Annotated in this window: 14 protein-coding genes; 10 read left to right on the top strand and 4 right to left on the bottom strand. The window is 70.0% G+C overall.

The features are described 5' to 3' along the window. The first annotated feature begins 22 nt into the window (after positions 1 to 22). The 6 genes from Hrr1229_RS02230 to Hrr1229_RS02205 are packed head-to-tail and all read left to right on the top strand — an operon-like array spanning position 23 to position 5520. Positions 23 to 2062 carry a type II secretion system F family protein gene (locus Hrr1229_RS02230; protein WP_123114943.1) on the top strand — a complete coding sequence of 680 codons (2040 nt, stop codon included), beginning with the start codon at positions 23 to 25 and terminating at the stop codon, positions 2060 to 2062. Then, on the top strand, positions 2052 to 2633 hold the full coding sequence (locus Hrr1229_RS02225; RefSeq protein ID WP_123114401.1) for a hypothetical protein: 582 nt from the start codon (positions 2052 to 2054) through the stop codon (positions 2631 to 2633). Before Hrr1229_RS02230 ends, Hrr1229_RS02225 begins: the two co-directional genes overlap by 11 nt. 2 nt (positions 2634 to 2635) lie before the next feature. Then, positions 2636 to 3241, top strand: coding sequence for a hypothetical protein (locus Hrr1229_RS02220; protein ID WP_123114402.1), 606 nt, complete (start codon positions 2636 to 2638; stop codon positions 3239 to 3241). Beyond that, the gene (locus Hrr1229_RS02215) at positions 3229 to 4212 is read left to right on the top strand and encodes a hypothetical protein (protein WP_123114403.1); all 984 of its coding nucleotides are present in this window, start codon (positions 3229 to 3231) and stop codon (positions 4210 to 4212) included. The genes Hrr1229_RS02220 and Hrr1229_RS02215 overlap by 13 nt, the downstream gene beginning before the upstream one ends. After that, complete coding sequence (locus tag Hrr1229_RS02210; protein WP_123114404.1) at positions 4205 to 4702, top strand: hypothetical protein; 498 nt, start codon at positions 4205 to 4207, stop codon at positions 4700 to 4702. Before Hrr1229_RS02215 ends, Hrr1229_RS02210 begins: the two co-directional genes overlap by 8 nt. Beyond that, a complete protein-coding gene (locus Hrr1229_RS02205) occupies positions 4699 to 5520 on the top strand; it encodes a hypothetical protein (protein WP_123114405.1) in 822 nt (273 codons plus the stop codon). The genes Hrr1229_RS02210 and Hrr1229_RS02205 overlap by 4 nt, the downstream gene beginning before the upstream one ends. A 42-nt stretch (positions 5521 to 5562) precedes the next feature. On the opposite strand, the gene Hrr1229_RS02200 is transcribed toward Hrr1229_RS02205, so the two are convergent. Beyond that, positions 5563 to 7362 carry an archaellin/type IV pilin N-terminal domain-containing protein gene (locus Hrr1229_RS02200; RefSeq protein ID WP_123114406.1) on the bottom strand — a complete coding sequence of 600 codons (1800 nt, stop codon included), beginning with the start codon at positions 7360 to 7362 and terminating at the stop codon, positions 5563 to 5565. Between the two features lie 162 nt (positions 7363 to 7524). Between Hrr1229_RS02200 and Hrr1229_RS02195 the strand changes: the two genes are divergently transcribed. The 3 genes from Hrr1229_RS02195 to Hrr1229_RS02185 all read left to right on the top strand — a co-directional run bounded on the left by Hrr1229_RS02195 (position 7525) and on the right by Hrr1229_RS02185 (position 9479). Then, entirely contained in the window at positions 7525 to 8325 is an 801-nt protein-coding gene (locus Hrr1229_RS02195; protein WP_123114407.1) for an alanyl-tRNA editing protein, read from the top strand. A gap of 84 nt (positions 8326 to 8409) precedes the next feature. Next, positions 8410 to 8730: a transcription factor S gene (locus tag Hrr1229_RS02190; RefSeq protein ID WP_123114408.1), complete on the top strand. Its 321-nt coding sequence runs from the start codon at positions 8410 to 8412 to the stop codon at positions 8728 to 8730. A 98-nt stretch (positions 8731 to 8828) separates the two neighbouring features. Further along, positions 8829 to 9479 carry a hypothetical protein gene (locus Hrr1229_RS02185; protein WP_255212552.1) on the top strand — a complete coding sequence of 217 codons (651 nt, stop codon included), beginning with the start codon at positions 8829 to 8831 and terminating at the stop codon, positions 9477 to 9479. A 24-nt stretch (positions 9480 to 9503) separates the two neighbouring features. Here the strand turns inward: Hrr1229_RS02185 and Hrr1229_RS02180 are convergent, their stop codons facing one another. From Hrr1229_RS02180 to Hrr1229_RS02170, 3 genes are all read right to left on the bottom strand, one after another. Beyond that, on the bottom strand, positions 9504 to 10007 hold the full coding sequence (locus Hrr1229_RS02180) for a hypothetical protein (protein ID WP_123114409.1): 504 nt from the start codon (positions 10005 to 10007) through the stop codon (positions 9504 to 9506). Positions 10008 to 10083: 76 nt separating this feature from the next. Next, the gene (locus Hrr1229_RS02175) at positions 10084 to 10455 is read right to left on the bottom strand and encodes a methylglyoxal synthase (RefSeq protein WP_123114410.1); all 372 of its coding nucleotides are present in this window, start codon (positions 10453 to 10455) and stop codon (positions 10084 to 10086) included. Positions 10456 to 10535: 80 nt separating this feature from the next. After that, complete coding sequence (locus tag Hrr1229_RS02170; protein WP_123114411.1) at positions 10536 to 12461, bottom strand: beta-CASP ribonuclease aCPSF1; 1926 nt, start codon at positions 12459 to 12461, stop codon at positions 10536 to 10538. Positions 12462 to 12696: 235 nt separating this feature from the next. Between Hrr1229_RS02170 and Hrr1229_RS02165 the strand changes: the two genes are divergently transcribed. Further along, positions 12697 to 13221: a hypothetical protein gene (locus tag Hrr1229_RS02165; protein ID WP_123114944.1), complete on the top strand. Its 525-nt coding sequence runs from the start codon at positions 12697 to 12699 to the stop codon at positions 13219 to 13221. Positions 13222 to 13223 lie beyond the last annotated feature (2 nt).

The raw sequence follows: 13223 nt of genomic DNA, 5'->3' as shown, positions 1-13223 counted from the left end.
TGTCCCCGAGGAGGTGGTCCGCGTGAGCCTCGACACGGGGGTCGGCGACGGGTCCGCCGACGCCGACGTCCTCGCGGAGCTGTTCTACCCCGTCTTCGAGCTGCTGTTCGACCCCGACGGCGACTTCGTCGGGGACGTCGAGCGCAAGCTCGCGGAGGCCCGGATGCCGGACCAAGTGGAGATGTACGTTTCCCGGGCGCTGGGCGTCGGGCTGCTCGTCGGCGGGCTCCTCTGGGCGCTGGGCACGCTGATCGGCTACGGCGTGTTCTCGCTCGGGCTGATCGACCCGAGCGCGCTGTCGCTCGGCATGCCGGCGCCCACGCCGGCGATCCGGGACCTGTTGCGGTCGCTCGTCGTGCCGACCGCGGTGCTGATTAGCGGGCTCGTCTTCGGCTCGATCGGGTTCGCGCTGGGATTCGGCGCCCTCGTCGCGGTCCCCTACTCGCGGGCGTCCTCGCGGAAGCGCGAGATCAATCTCCTGCTCGCGGACTCAGTCTCGTTCATGTACGCCCTCTCCGTCGGGGGGCTCAACCAGCTCGAGATCCTCCGCGCGATGGCGACGGCGGAGGACACCTACGGAGAGGTCTCCCGCGAGTTCCAGAGCATCGTCAACGAGACGGAGTACTTCGGCACCGACTACCGGAACGCGATCCGCCAGCAGTCGATGGAGACGCCGTCGGACGAGCTCTCGCAGTTCCTCGCCGACATGCTCTCTATCGTCAACTCCGGCGGCGACATGGAGAGCTTCCTGAAGGACAAAAAGGAGAAACACCTCCGCACGTCGAAACAGGAGCGCGAGATGACCCTGGAGACGCTGGAGCTGTTCGGCGAGATGTACATGACGCTCTCGCTTTTCCCCCTGCTTCTCATCATCATCCTCGTCATCATGGGGATGATGGGAGAGTCGGACGACTTCCTGCTGTACGCGACGGTGTACGTCCTGATCCCGCTGACGGGCGTCGGTTTCCTCGTGCTCGTCTCGACCGTCAAACAAGACGAGCCCGGCGACGGCTACCTCCACCCCGACGGCGGCAGCGAGCGCCTCAGACAGACGAGCCAAGAGGGGCTGCTCCATTTCGGACTGATCGAGGGATTCGTCGGGCGGTTCGGCGTCTTCGACCGGATCCGCGACCGGGAGGGGACGTACAAGACGAAGCAGATCGTCTCGGCGCCCCACCATTTCCTGCGCGACAACCCGCTGTACACGCTGGCGCTGACCGTGCCGGCCGCGGTCGCGATCGTCGCTATCGCGGCGCTCACCGGCAACGCGCCGACCACGTTCGACGGGTGGGTCGACCGCCCCGTCTGGTCGGCGTTCGTCTGGATCTACCTCCCGGCGTACCTCGTGTTGGTCCCGCTCGCGGTCTTCCACGAGTGGAGCCAGCGCTCGAAGCGGGCGATCACGGGCAAGCTCTCCGAGAGCCTCCGGAAGCTCTCCTCGGCGAACGACACCGGGCAGACCCTGCTCGAATCGGTCCAGACGGTCTCGGAGACGTCGACCGGCCAGCTCGCCGAGGAGTTCGAGGTGATCCACGCGAAGGTGAACTACGGGATGAGCCTCCGGGACGCCATGGTCGAGTTCAACAACAAGTACGCGGTCCCGCGGCTCGCCCGGACGGTGAAGCTCATCTCGGAGGCGCAGGAGGCCTCCTCGCAGATCACGGACGTGTTGACCACGGCGGCGCAGGCCTCGGAGAACCAGGACGACATCGAGCGCGAGCGGATCTCCCGGACCCGGATGCAGGTGGCGATCATCGTGATGACGTACGTCACGCTGCTGGGCGTGATGGCGATCCTCCAGACCCAGTTCATCGACGTGATGGGCGACCTCTCGTCGCAGGGGGAGTCGGCCGGAGGCGCGGGCGCCGGCGCCGGCTTCGGCGGGGGCGGCGGCATCGACCCCTCGGTGCTCTCGATGCTGTTCTTCCACGCCGTGACCCTACAGGCGGTGCTCTCCGGCTTCATCAGCGGCTACATCCGGAACGCGGACATCATCTCCGGCGTCAAGTTCGCGGTGGTCCTGATGACGCTCGCGCTGGGGGTGTGGATCTATGTCGGGTGAGCGGCGGGCGATCGGCGCCGACCGCCGCTCCGCGAGCGACCGCGCCCAGACCCCGATCGACTTCGCCGTCGGCGCGGGCGTGTTCCTGCTGACGCTCGGGTTCGTGATCGCGTTCATCCCGACGGTGTTCGACCCCTTCGCCGGCGCCGCGACCGCTTCTCCGGTCGTCAGCGACCGTATCGCCGCGGGGATCGCCGGTGACCTGCTCGCCGCCTCGCCGACCGAGCCCGGGGTGTTGTCCCCCGCGTGCACGGTCGCCTACTTCGACGGCGACGAAGGCAACGCCACCCTCGCCGACGCGGCCGGCTGCCCGGCCGGGGTCGCGAACGACACGGCCGCGGCGTTCGGGATCGACGACGAGGTGCTCGTCGTCGTCCACGCGATGGGGGCATCGGACCCGATCGGGAACGCCTCGACCGTCTCGATCGACACGCGGTACGGGACGCACCCGGTCAAGCTGCGCCGCAGCACAAGAGATCCGGTCCGCCTCGACCGCGGCGGCGTCAGCGTCTCGCAGCGGCTCGTCTCGATCGAGGGGACGCAGTACCGGCTCACGGTGTGGGTGTGGTGACGATGCCCCCGAGCGAGGACCGCGCGCAGGCGCACACCCTAGAGGCGTTCGCGGCGGCGATCCTGATCGTCGCCGGGCTCACCTTCGCGCTGCAGGCGACCGCGGTGACCCCGCTGTCGGCCAGCACGTCGAACCAGCACCTGGAGAACCAGCAGCGCGCGGTCGCGGACGACCTGCTGGAGACGAGCGCGGCGAACGGCGACCTCGAGGACGCCCTGCTCCGCTGGGACCCGGTGAACGAGACGTTCACCGACGGCCGGAGCCCGAGTTACTTCACGGCCGGCGGCCCGCCGAACGCGTTCGGCGAGGCGCTGAACGCGACCTTTGGAGAGCGACGGATCGCGTTCAACGTTCACATCCGACACGGCTCGGACAACGGCGACGAGACGACGCTGGTGGACATGGGATCGCCGAGCGACAACGCCGTGACGGCGACGCGCACGGTCGTCCTGACCGACGACGCGAACCTGACCGCACCGGGACACGGGAACACGACGCTCCGGGCGCTCTCGAACGGGTCGGAGCCGGGCGAGTTCTACGCGGCCGACGCCGCCGTCGGCGCGATATACGACCGAATGGAGGTGCGCATCGTCGTATGGCAGCTGTGATCCCCGGAGCGTCCGACGGCGACGGTCCGCGCGGCGACCGGCGGTTCCGCGACGCGGACCGCGGTCAGCTCCTGTTGATATCCGGACTCGTCGTGGCCGTCTCGCTCGTGGCGCTCGTGGTGCTGTTGAACGCGAGCATCTACAGCGAGAACGTCGCGACCCGCGGGATCGAGGCCGCCGACGGGGAGGCGCTGGAGGTCCGCGCCGCCGCCGTCGAGGAGACCGGGAAGCTGATCGACGGCACCAACCGGAACCGCCCCGCGAACCACTCCGAAGCCACGGCGGCGGTCGAGGAGGGGATCGCCGATCTCGACGAGTACCTCGCCCGTGCGTACGCCGATCGGGGCGGCGTGACCCGCGTCTCGGGCGACCCCTCGTCGATCCGCGCCGGCCGCTACGTGACGGGGAACCTCACCGCGAACGGCACCGGCGACGCGAACGCGACGCTCGCCGCCGGCGTCAATCGGACGCGCGGGTTTGTCCTGGAGGTCGACTCCACCAACCTCTCGTCGACCGACGCGTCCGGGGCGCCGGACGACGCATTTTATATCGAGTTCGACGACGGCGTCAACGAGACGCGGGAGGTGTACGTGTACAACGGCACCGGAGACAACGTCACCGTCGCCGTCGGCCAGAACGGGAGCGCCCCGACCGTCGTCTGCTCGACGCCGACCGCCGACCGCGTCGCCGTCGACCTGACCGGCGGGACGCTCGGCGACGAGCGCTGTCCGGGGCTCTGGGCAACGAGCGCCGGGGAGCTGGGCACCCCCTACGACGTGACCCTCGAGCGGACGGACAAGGCGAACGGGACGGTGACCGCGACCGTGCGCCCCGACTCGGGGGACGCCGTCGGATCTGACCTGACGTCGTCGCCGGCGGTGTACGACGCGGAGATCGACCTCCGCTACCGGACCGCGGAGCTCCGGTTCGAGACGACGGTTCGGGTCGCCCCGGGTGAGCCCGATGCGTGAGCGCCCGGGCGGCGACGGTCGCGGTCGCCTCCGCGGCGACGAGCGCGCCGTCAGCGTCGCCGTCGGCTACGTGCTGACGCTCGCGATCGGCGCGGTGCTGCTCTCCGGGATCGTCATCGGGATCGGCGGCGTCGTCGACTCGCAGACGGAGCGCGTCGTCAGGGGCGACCTCGCCGTGGTCGGGCAGACCGCCGTCGCGAACCTCGAGAGCGCGGATCGGCTCGCTCGCGCGGCGGAAGTCGACCGCCCGGACGACGCCGACGCCGCGAACGTCTCGGTCGACGTCGACCTGCCCGACAGGATCGCCGGTCGCACGTATCGGATCGCAGTCGACAACGAGTCGGTGACGCTGCGGACCGACGACCCCGAGGCGGTCGCCGAGATCCCGCACGTCGCGAACCTGTCAGTCGAGCCGTCTCGCGTCCGGGGGGGCCCGATCCGATTCCGGTACAACAGCTCCGTCGGCCGGCTGGAGGTGAGAGAGCGATGAGCGGGCGGGAGCGGAGCCAGACCGTCTCCGTCGGCGGCGTCTCCTCGCTCGTCGGCGACGACCGCGGCGTGAGCGACGTCGTCGGCTACATCCTCGTGTTCTCGCTGATCACGATCACGATCGGCACGGTGTTCGCTGTCGGGATCACCGGCGTGGAGGACCGCCGGGAGGCCGAGCGCGTCGCCAACGTCGAGCGCGCGTTCGACGTGCTCGACGACAATCTCCGAGACGTCCAGCGGTACGGCGACCCCAATCGGGCGACGGAGATCCGGCTGGCCGGCGGCACGCTGTCGACGTCCACCGAGTCGCGGTTCGTCCTCGCGAACACCAGCAACGCCAGTGAGGTCGCGAACGGGACCCTGGCCGAGTGGACGTCCAAGACGATCGCGTACGAGGAGGGCGACACGACGATCGCGTACGAGGCCGGCGCGCTCGTCCGCGGCGACGGTGACGGGTCGGTGATGCTCTCGGAGCCCCGATTCGTCGCCGCGGAGAACCGGACCACGGTACCGATCGTGGCGCTGGTCCGCGGCGGCGGAGAGGAGAGCGTCACTGGGGAGGGTACCGTCCAGATCACCGCGGTCGAAGGCCCCAACGTCGACTCGGAGACCGAGCGGTTCGACGCCGCGAGCGGCGAGACGCTGTACCTCTGGGTGGAGACGGACCATCCGGACGCGTGGGCGCGCTACTTCGAGCGCACCGACGGGTTCGAAGACGCGACGCCCGCCGACGCCGACGGGGTCGCGGTGGCGGAGCTGTCTCACGACGACCTGGTGTACGTGCGCGAGGTCGTTCGCGTCGTCGGGTTGCAGCGCTGACGGTCGCCCCGCGAGCGGCCTCGTTCGACCGATTCGTTCGGGCTAGTCGTCCTCGATCGTCACGCCGTGGCGGGAGACGTGTAGGTGACTCACCACGGGAACGGAAGCCCCCCCGAACGGCTTGGCGTCCTTGAGCGACTCGTCGTAGTGGAGGCTGAGGTCGGCGTCGTCGAAATCGAAGCTCCCGGAGGTGAACGATCCTTTGAACGTCATATTATCGTCAAGCGTCACGTCGCTCGTCGGCGCGTACATGACGCCCGCGAAGTCGATCCCGTCTGTCTGTTTGCCCGCGAAGTAGATGTCGTCCCCGCTCGAGTACAGCCACAGGTTCTTTGTCACGTCGTCGTCGGCGGCGATTTGCGCCGTATCCGTCACGTCGATGTTGCCGGTGTTGTACAGCTCGAAGCGGGTGCCGGTGGCCGCCGTGACCGACGCGTCGTTCCGTATCTCGACCGCGCCGTCGACGAACAGGTCGCTGCTGCTCCCGCCTCGGGCGCGGAGGGTCGACTGATCTCGCATCGAGAAGCCGCCCTCGACGAGAACCGTGACGTCGCCGCCCGCACCGTCGAACTCGACTTCGCTGCCGTCCTCGCTCACGTTGAGCCCTCCGTCGACGTGGAGGGTCGCTCCGTCCTCGATCCGGAGCGTGCTGCCGTCAGAGACCGTGATGTCGCCGTTCACGTAGGTGTCCGTGTCGATGGTTTTGACGGATCCGTTGTCGTGTCCGAACCCGGAGACGGTGTTCGATTCGAGATCCTGGTCGCGGATCCGGTTCATCCGCTCGGTTATGGCGCCCGAGATGGGGTCTGCGGGACTCAGCGAGTCGTCGGTCCGCCGCTCGCCGGTGACGTTCAGCTTGTCCTCCTGGCCGGGCGGGATGTTGTACGACTCGGCGATGAGGTCGCCGCGGATCGTGATAATGTCGGTGCCACCGCCCCCGCCGGCCGTGAGACGGAACTCCCCGGTGGTCTGGACCACCGCATTACTACTCGCGTTGTCGCGTCCGGGATAGGAAGTATTGTTTTTAGAGTCGTAGCTGTCGGCGTACAGGCTGTCGATCCCCCCCGTGTCGAGCCGAGAGCGCCCCACCGATGAGACGCTCGCGCTGAGCGTCGGGTGGACCGTCTCCGTCCGGAGCGCGACGCGGACCTCCGTCGGCGAGACCTGCGTGACGTTCGCCCGCGTCCGGGTCTCGAAGAACCGCCCCCACGCCTCCGCGTACTCGCTCTCGACCGTGACCGTCACGTTCCCGCCGAGCAGGGGGTTCGAGACGTTCCCGGCAGGAAACAGCCCCTCCGGGTGGCCCGGGGCGTCCGTGACGACGGCCGCGTCGCCAAGCCGCCCGTCGGTCCCGTTGATCGTCACGAGCGGGAGCGTGAGGGTGTCGCCGCGGTAGTGGAACTCGGGCGGGGAAACCATCCACGAGCCGTCGCCGTTCGACCGCCAGACGCCGCCGCCCTGATACGCGACCCGGTCGTCGCCGCGCTCGTAGACGATCGTCCCGAGCGTGACGTTCCGCGTCGTGGTCTCCAGGTCGCCGGCCGCGTTTTCCGCCTCGACCTCGATGCGCATCACCCCGGCGTCGTCGTCGACGCGCACGTCGGCGCTCCGCCCCGGGCCGAGCCGCACGCGCTGGCTCGTCGACCCGCCGTGCGCGACGAGGCTGGCCTTCGAGTCGAGCTGCGTCATCGTCCCCTCGATCCGCTGGACGTCGGCCGAAGACTGGACGTCGGCGAGCGCGGTCGACCCGAGCCCGACCGTTATCCCGACCGCGGTGATCGTGAGCCCCAAGAGGAGCACGACGCCGATCACCTCGCTCTGTGCGCGGTCGGGACGCTTCATACGGGAACGTACGCCGGGAGCACGGATAAATAGCGACGTCCGAGTATCGTATCTGAGAGCGGCGTCGGCGGCCCGCCGCGCTCGTCCGGCCCGCCGCGCCCCCGCCGCGCCCGCCGCTCCCCGAGCGCACCACCTAAGCCGGCGGAGCCGCTCCGTACGGCCATGACCGAGGAGCTGTACCTCGCAGACGACACGGTGACGACGTTCGAGGCAACCGTCGAGCGCGCGCTCGACGACCGCGTCGTCCTCGACCGGACGCACTTCTACCCGACGGGCGGCGGCCAGCCCCACGACACGGGGACGCTCCGCGCCGCGGACGGGGAGGGCGACCCGCGGTGGCGCGTGGTCGACGTGCAGAAGAAAGACACCATCTACCACACCCTCGCGGCGGGAGGCGAGGGAGACGCCCCCTCGCCGCCCGAGCCCGGTACCGCCGTCGTCGGCGAGATCGACGCGGCGCGCCGGGCGGCCCACTCGAAGTACCACACCGCTCAGCACCTGCTCTCCGCCCTGCTTTTAAACGAATTCGACGCGGAGACCACCGGGAACCAGCTGTACGACGACCACGCGCACCTCGACGCGGCGTACGACCGCTTCGACGACGCCGACCTCGACCGGATCGAGGATCGGCTCAACGAGCTCGTCGCCGACGAACGTCCCGTGACGAGTTACGCGATGGACCGCGCGGAGGCGGAGGCGACGCTCGATCCGGAACGCACCCGAATCGACCTCCTCCCGGACTCGATCGAGGAGCTTCGGATCGTCGAGATCGGCGCGGCGGGCGCGGACGAAGCGGGTCCGGGGACCGACGCCGACCCCTACGACCGCACCGCCTGCGCCGGGACCCACGTCGGCGACACCGCCGAGATCGGCGAGGTCGTCGTTACCGGCCGGGAGACGAAGGGGGCCGAGGAGGAGCGCGTCCGGTTCGCGCTCGCCGAGCACGCCGACAGCGGCGAATAGCGCGCGCACCGACGCGGCGCGGCGGGCGCCGATCCGATCGCCCGCGATCCCGCCGTTTATATACGATCCGCGGTTGGTTCCGCCATGAAGTTCTGCGACGAGTGCGGCTCGATGATGAAGTCCGGCGAGGGCGAGGACCACTGGGTGTGCGACTCCTGCGGCAACGAGATCGGCCGGGACGACGCCGACGACGAGTGGACCACCGAGTCGCAGGTCGAGTCGGAGGTCATCGACGTGAGCGACGCGGAGGACAAGGGGCTCCCGCAGACGACCGCCCACTGCCCGGAGTGCGGCAACGACCGCGCGTACTGGTACATGCAGCAGATCCGCTCGGCCGACGAGTCCGAGACGCGCTTCTTCGTCTGCACGGACTGCGAGCACAAGTGGCGCGAAGACGACCACTGACCGACGCGCGACGACGACGCCTCTCTCTTCCGTCCCGTCGACCTCCGCGCTCTCCCGCCCGCGACCGCTTTTAATTACCTCGCCGGCGAACGCCGACCATGGACCCGCCCGTCGTGCCCGCCGACCGCCTCGGCGGCTGGCGACGCGTCGACGAGGCGACGGACCGGCCGTTCGCCGCCGGCCCGGTCTCGGTGACCGCGAGCACGGTGCGGTACGAGCGGGTCGAGTCGCCGGCGCCGCGGCCGTTCTGCTTCGCGAGTCGCCTGCGGATCCGCCCGGAGACGACGCCGAACGCCGCGCTCACCCGTCTCGTCGAGCGGCGGGCCAGAGAGGGGTTCCGCGACCGGCTCGCCGAGCGCGACGTCGAGGCTGTCGAGCGGCGCGGCGACCGCGAGATCGCGATCGACGATCCGACCGCCTCGCGCGCGACGCTGTGGACGTTCCGCGGCGACTGCCGGATCGGTGAGGTCGGCGGCGACGACGGCGCGGACGACGCCGAGGGCGCGGGGAGCGGCGCCGGCAACGCGGTCCCGGTCGAGGCGCTGCTCGCGGTCTGGGCGACCGACGAGTACCTCCTCGCCGGGGGCGCCTACCCGCTCGACGCGGACGCGTACCCAGACGGTCGGGATCCCGCGGACGCCCGCCGCGAGCTGTTGGGGATCGTCCGAGGCGTGCGCTCCCCGTCGGGCGGAAGGGGCGGAGAGGGGGGAGCGGGCGGAGAGGGAGGAGCGGGCGGGGCGGGCGAGTAGGCGAGACGAGTCGCCCGCGGCGGCTCAGCAGGCCACGGCGCCGGCGCCCGACTCGACCGGGGAGCCGTCGTCGCGGTAGTCGGAGTCGCCAATCGCGCCGCCGAACATCGGGAGGTCGAGCTCGTAGGCGTACAGCACGTCGAACGCCGCGAACGGATCGATCCCGTTCGCGACCGCCTCGCGCGCGGTGAGCCGGACCCCCGCGGCGAGCGTCACGACGGGGACGCCGTCGAGCGCGCCGGCCGCCTCCAGCCCGAACTCGTTGCCGGCGGCGGGATCGGTCAGCACGGAGAGGTGGACGACCGCGTCGATCGTCGCGCCCGTCTCGCCGATCGAGATCGGGTAGCCGTCGCCCGCGAAACAGCGCGTGGGCGGCGTCACGGCGGCGCCGTCCGCGTCGTCGCCCGGCGGGTCGCCGCCCGTCTGCGCCGCTCCGACGCCGACGGCCGCCCCGCTCGCGGCGAGCGCCGAGAGCAGGAGCAGCGCGGTCGCCAGCGCCGCGAACCGGGCCGCTTGGCGGTTGGTCATCGGTGCCGGATACGGCGGACGCTTTTAAAATACCGCGGCTTTCGTTATCCGATCTGATACTCTCGGGCGGTCGGCGTCACGTCGAGCCGAGCAGCCCCTCGACGAGCAGCTCGCCGGAGGCGACGTTGGTCGCCAGCGGGACGTCCTTCACGTCGCAGACGCGGAGCAGGGCGGAGATGTCCGGCTCGTGCGCCTGCGCCGTGAGCGGGTCTCGGAGGAAGACGACGCCGTCGATCGCGTCGTCGGCTATCATGCCGCCGATCTGGAGGTCGCCGCCGTACGGGCCCGACGCCTGGCGGTCGACGGCGAGACCCGTCTCCTCGGCGATGCGCTTCCCCGTCGTCCCCGTCGTCACGAGCTCGCAGTCGTCGAGGGCCGCGGCGTGCTTCGTGACGAACTCCACCATCTCGTCTTTCAGCTCGTCGTGGGCGATGAGCGCGAGACGCATGGGTCGACGTCACCCCGTCGCAATTTAAAAACTCGCGTCGGCGCAACGCGCGGAACGAGGAGCGGATTCAGCGGGCCGACCTATTTGAACCGGAACGTCTCCAGGTTCTTCGGCGCGAACGTCCGCATGTTGTAGTCGTGGTATAACGCAGAGGAGAGGTCCTGCACGGAGCGCTCGTCGCCGTGGACGCACAGCACCTTCTCGGGTCGCGGGTTCATCGTCTTCACGAAGTTCTCTAACCCCTGCCGGTCGGCGTGGCCGGAGAAGCCGTCGACGACCTCGGTGCCCATCTCCAGCGTGAGCGTGTCGCCGCGGCTCCCGCCGCCCCAGCCGTCGACCGGGATCTCGTCCCAGCCGTTCTGGATCCGGCGCCCGAGCGTCCCCTGCGCCTGGTAGCCGACGAAGACGAGGTCCGAGTCCGGGTCGGGGCCGATGTGGCGGAGCCACGACATGATCGGCCCGCCCTCGATCATCCCGGAGGTGGAGATGACGATGCACTCGTCGCCGTCGGCGACCTCCTGCCGCTCGTCCTCGCCGGCGTCGATGTGGTTGAACTGGTCCGCGAGGAACGGGTTCTCGTCGTCGTGGAAGATCCGGTCGCGGAGGTCGTCCCGGAGGTACTCGGGGTAGGTCGTGTGGATCGCGGTCGCCTCCCAGATCATCCCGTCGAGGTGGACGGGCATCTCCGGGATCTCGCCCTTCCGCATCGCCTCCTCCAAGACGAGCATGATCTCCTGGGAGCGCCCCACGGCGAACGCGGGGATGACGACCTTCCCGCCCTGCTCGTACGTCTCGTTGATGACCTCCTTGAGCGCCTCCTCGGAGTCGGCCTGGTCGGTCTGGTAGTCGTCGCGACCGCCGTACGTCGACTCCAGCACGAGCGTCTCGACCCGCGGGAAGTCGTTGACGGCGCCGTTGAACAGGCGGGTGTCCTCGTAGTGGATGTCACCGGAGAAGGCGACGTTGTAGAGCCCGTCGCCGATGTGGAAGTGCGTGACGGCGCTCCCGAGGATGTGGCCCGCGTTGTGGAAGGTGAGCTTCACGTCGGGCGCCACGTCGGTGACGTCGCCGTACTCCAGCGGGATGGTGTGTTTGATCGCGTCGCGGACCTGCGCCGACTCGTACGGCGGCGTCCGCCCCTCCTTGGCGGCGACGTCGAGGTAGTCAAGCGTGAGCAGGCCCATCAGGTCGCGGGTCGGCTCCGTGGTGTAGATCGGGCCGTCGTAGCCGTATTTAAACAGGAGCGGGACCAGCGCCGAGTGGTCGAGGTGGGCGTGCGTGAGGACGACGGCGTCGAGGGTCGCCGCGCCGGCGCCGAGCGCCTCGGGGACCTGGAGGTACGGCACTTCGCCCTCCGCGCCGGGCTTGTCGCCGCAGTCGATGAGGATGCGCGTCTCGGGCGTCGAGAGGATGAACGCGGCCCGACCGACCTCGCGGCAACAGCCGAGCGTCGTGATCCGAACCCACTCGTCGTCGGACATCTCCTCGCGGTGGATCTGGCGCCCGACGCGTTCGAGGATGTCACGGCGCTCCTCGCGCTCGGTCTTCAGGAAGCCGCGGACGTTCGAGACGGTGGAGGACTCGATCGGCGGCGTCCGAACGACCTCGGGGGTCCAGCCGACCTCCTGGGTGATCTCGCGCAGCGTGGAGCCGCGTCGACCGATCACCATGCCCGGCTTCTCGGCCTCGATGACGACCTCGCCGGTGTCCTCGTGGAAGTCGAGGGAAGTCACGCCGGCGTCGTCGGGGATCACGTCGCGGACTTCTTCCTCCGCTCGCGCCGGCGGGGAGAGGGCGCTGGGGTCGGGGCGGACCGTGATTCGTTTCCGGAGCTTGGAGGCGAGCCGGCGGATCAGGTCGCCGTCGCCGGCGAACCGCTTCGGGTCGCGGGTGTAGACGACCAGTTCCGGGCCCTCGTACTTGACGTCGGTGACCGTGATGTCGTTCGGAATCTCCTGTTCGATCTCTGATTTCAGGGTATCGAGCTGCTTGTCGACTTGACTCATATCTTACCGCGGGTAGTTGGGGTCGCCGCCGCCGTCGGGCGCGTCCGCGCGCCGGTCCGTGGCTCGTCGCCGAACGGTCGACCGTGACGGGGTAGGCATAGTGGTAGTACTGTCCGTAGGCGATACCGTGCGGGAACAGCCAGCGAAAACCCGCTTAGGTGGACGTATACCCCCGTTATTATAAAACCCTTCGCAAAGGGCAAACTCCTTGCCCGGCGGCGTCGTCCCCGCTCCCATGCGCGTCACCCCCGAGACGGTCCGCGACGAACGCGCGTGGGTGCGAGACCGCGCGCCGGTCGTCGTCCCTCGCATCAACGAGGCCCGCGAGCGACTGGGGACGCTGTTCGAGACGGACGTCGACCCCGTGACCAGCGAGGCGTACCGCCGCGAGGTCGACGCCGTCTTCGCCGACGGCGAGGTGGCGGTCAACGCCGCCGGCTGCGTCGCGCTCCTCCGCGACCTCGACGTCGCCGGCGACTACCCCGGCTTCGTCGTCGACGAGGTCCTCGGCCGTGAGCTGGCGGCGACGATCGCCGGCGGCCGCCCGCTCTCGCTGCTCGCGGAGGCGACGTTCCACTTCGTCGACGTCCACGTGAGCGGGGACGAGACGGCCGACGGCGCGGGTTCGGCCGGCGCCGACGACCTCGACGCCGCGCTCGCCGCGGGCTTTCAGACGCGGCTCCCCGGCTGGGAGTGGCGAGAGGAAGAGAGCCCGTTCGCGGTGGGGTCGGGCCGCGACGGATCGGACCCGGACGACTGACG

Origin of the sequence: Halorubrum sp. CBA1229, assembly GCF_003721435.2 — an archaeon.
Classification (GTDB): domain Archaea; phylum Halobacteriota; class Halobacteria; order Halobacteriales; family Haloferacaceae; genus Halorubrum.
Note: the sequence above shows the minus strand (reverse complement) of the source record. Positions and strands in the feature narration are given on the sequence as shown.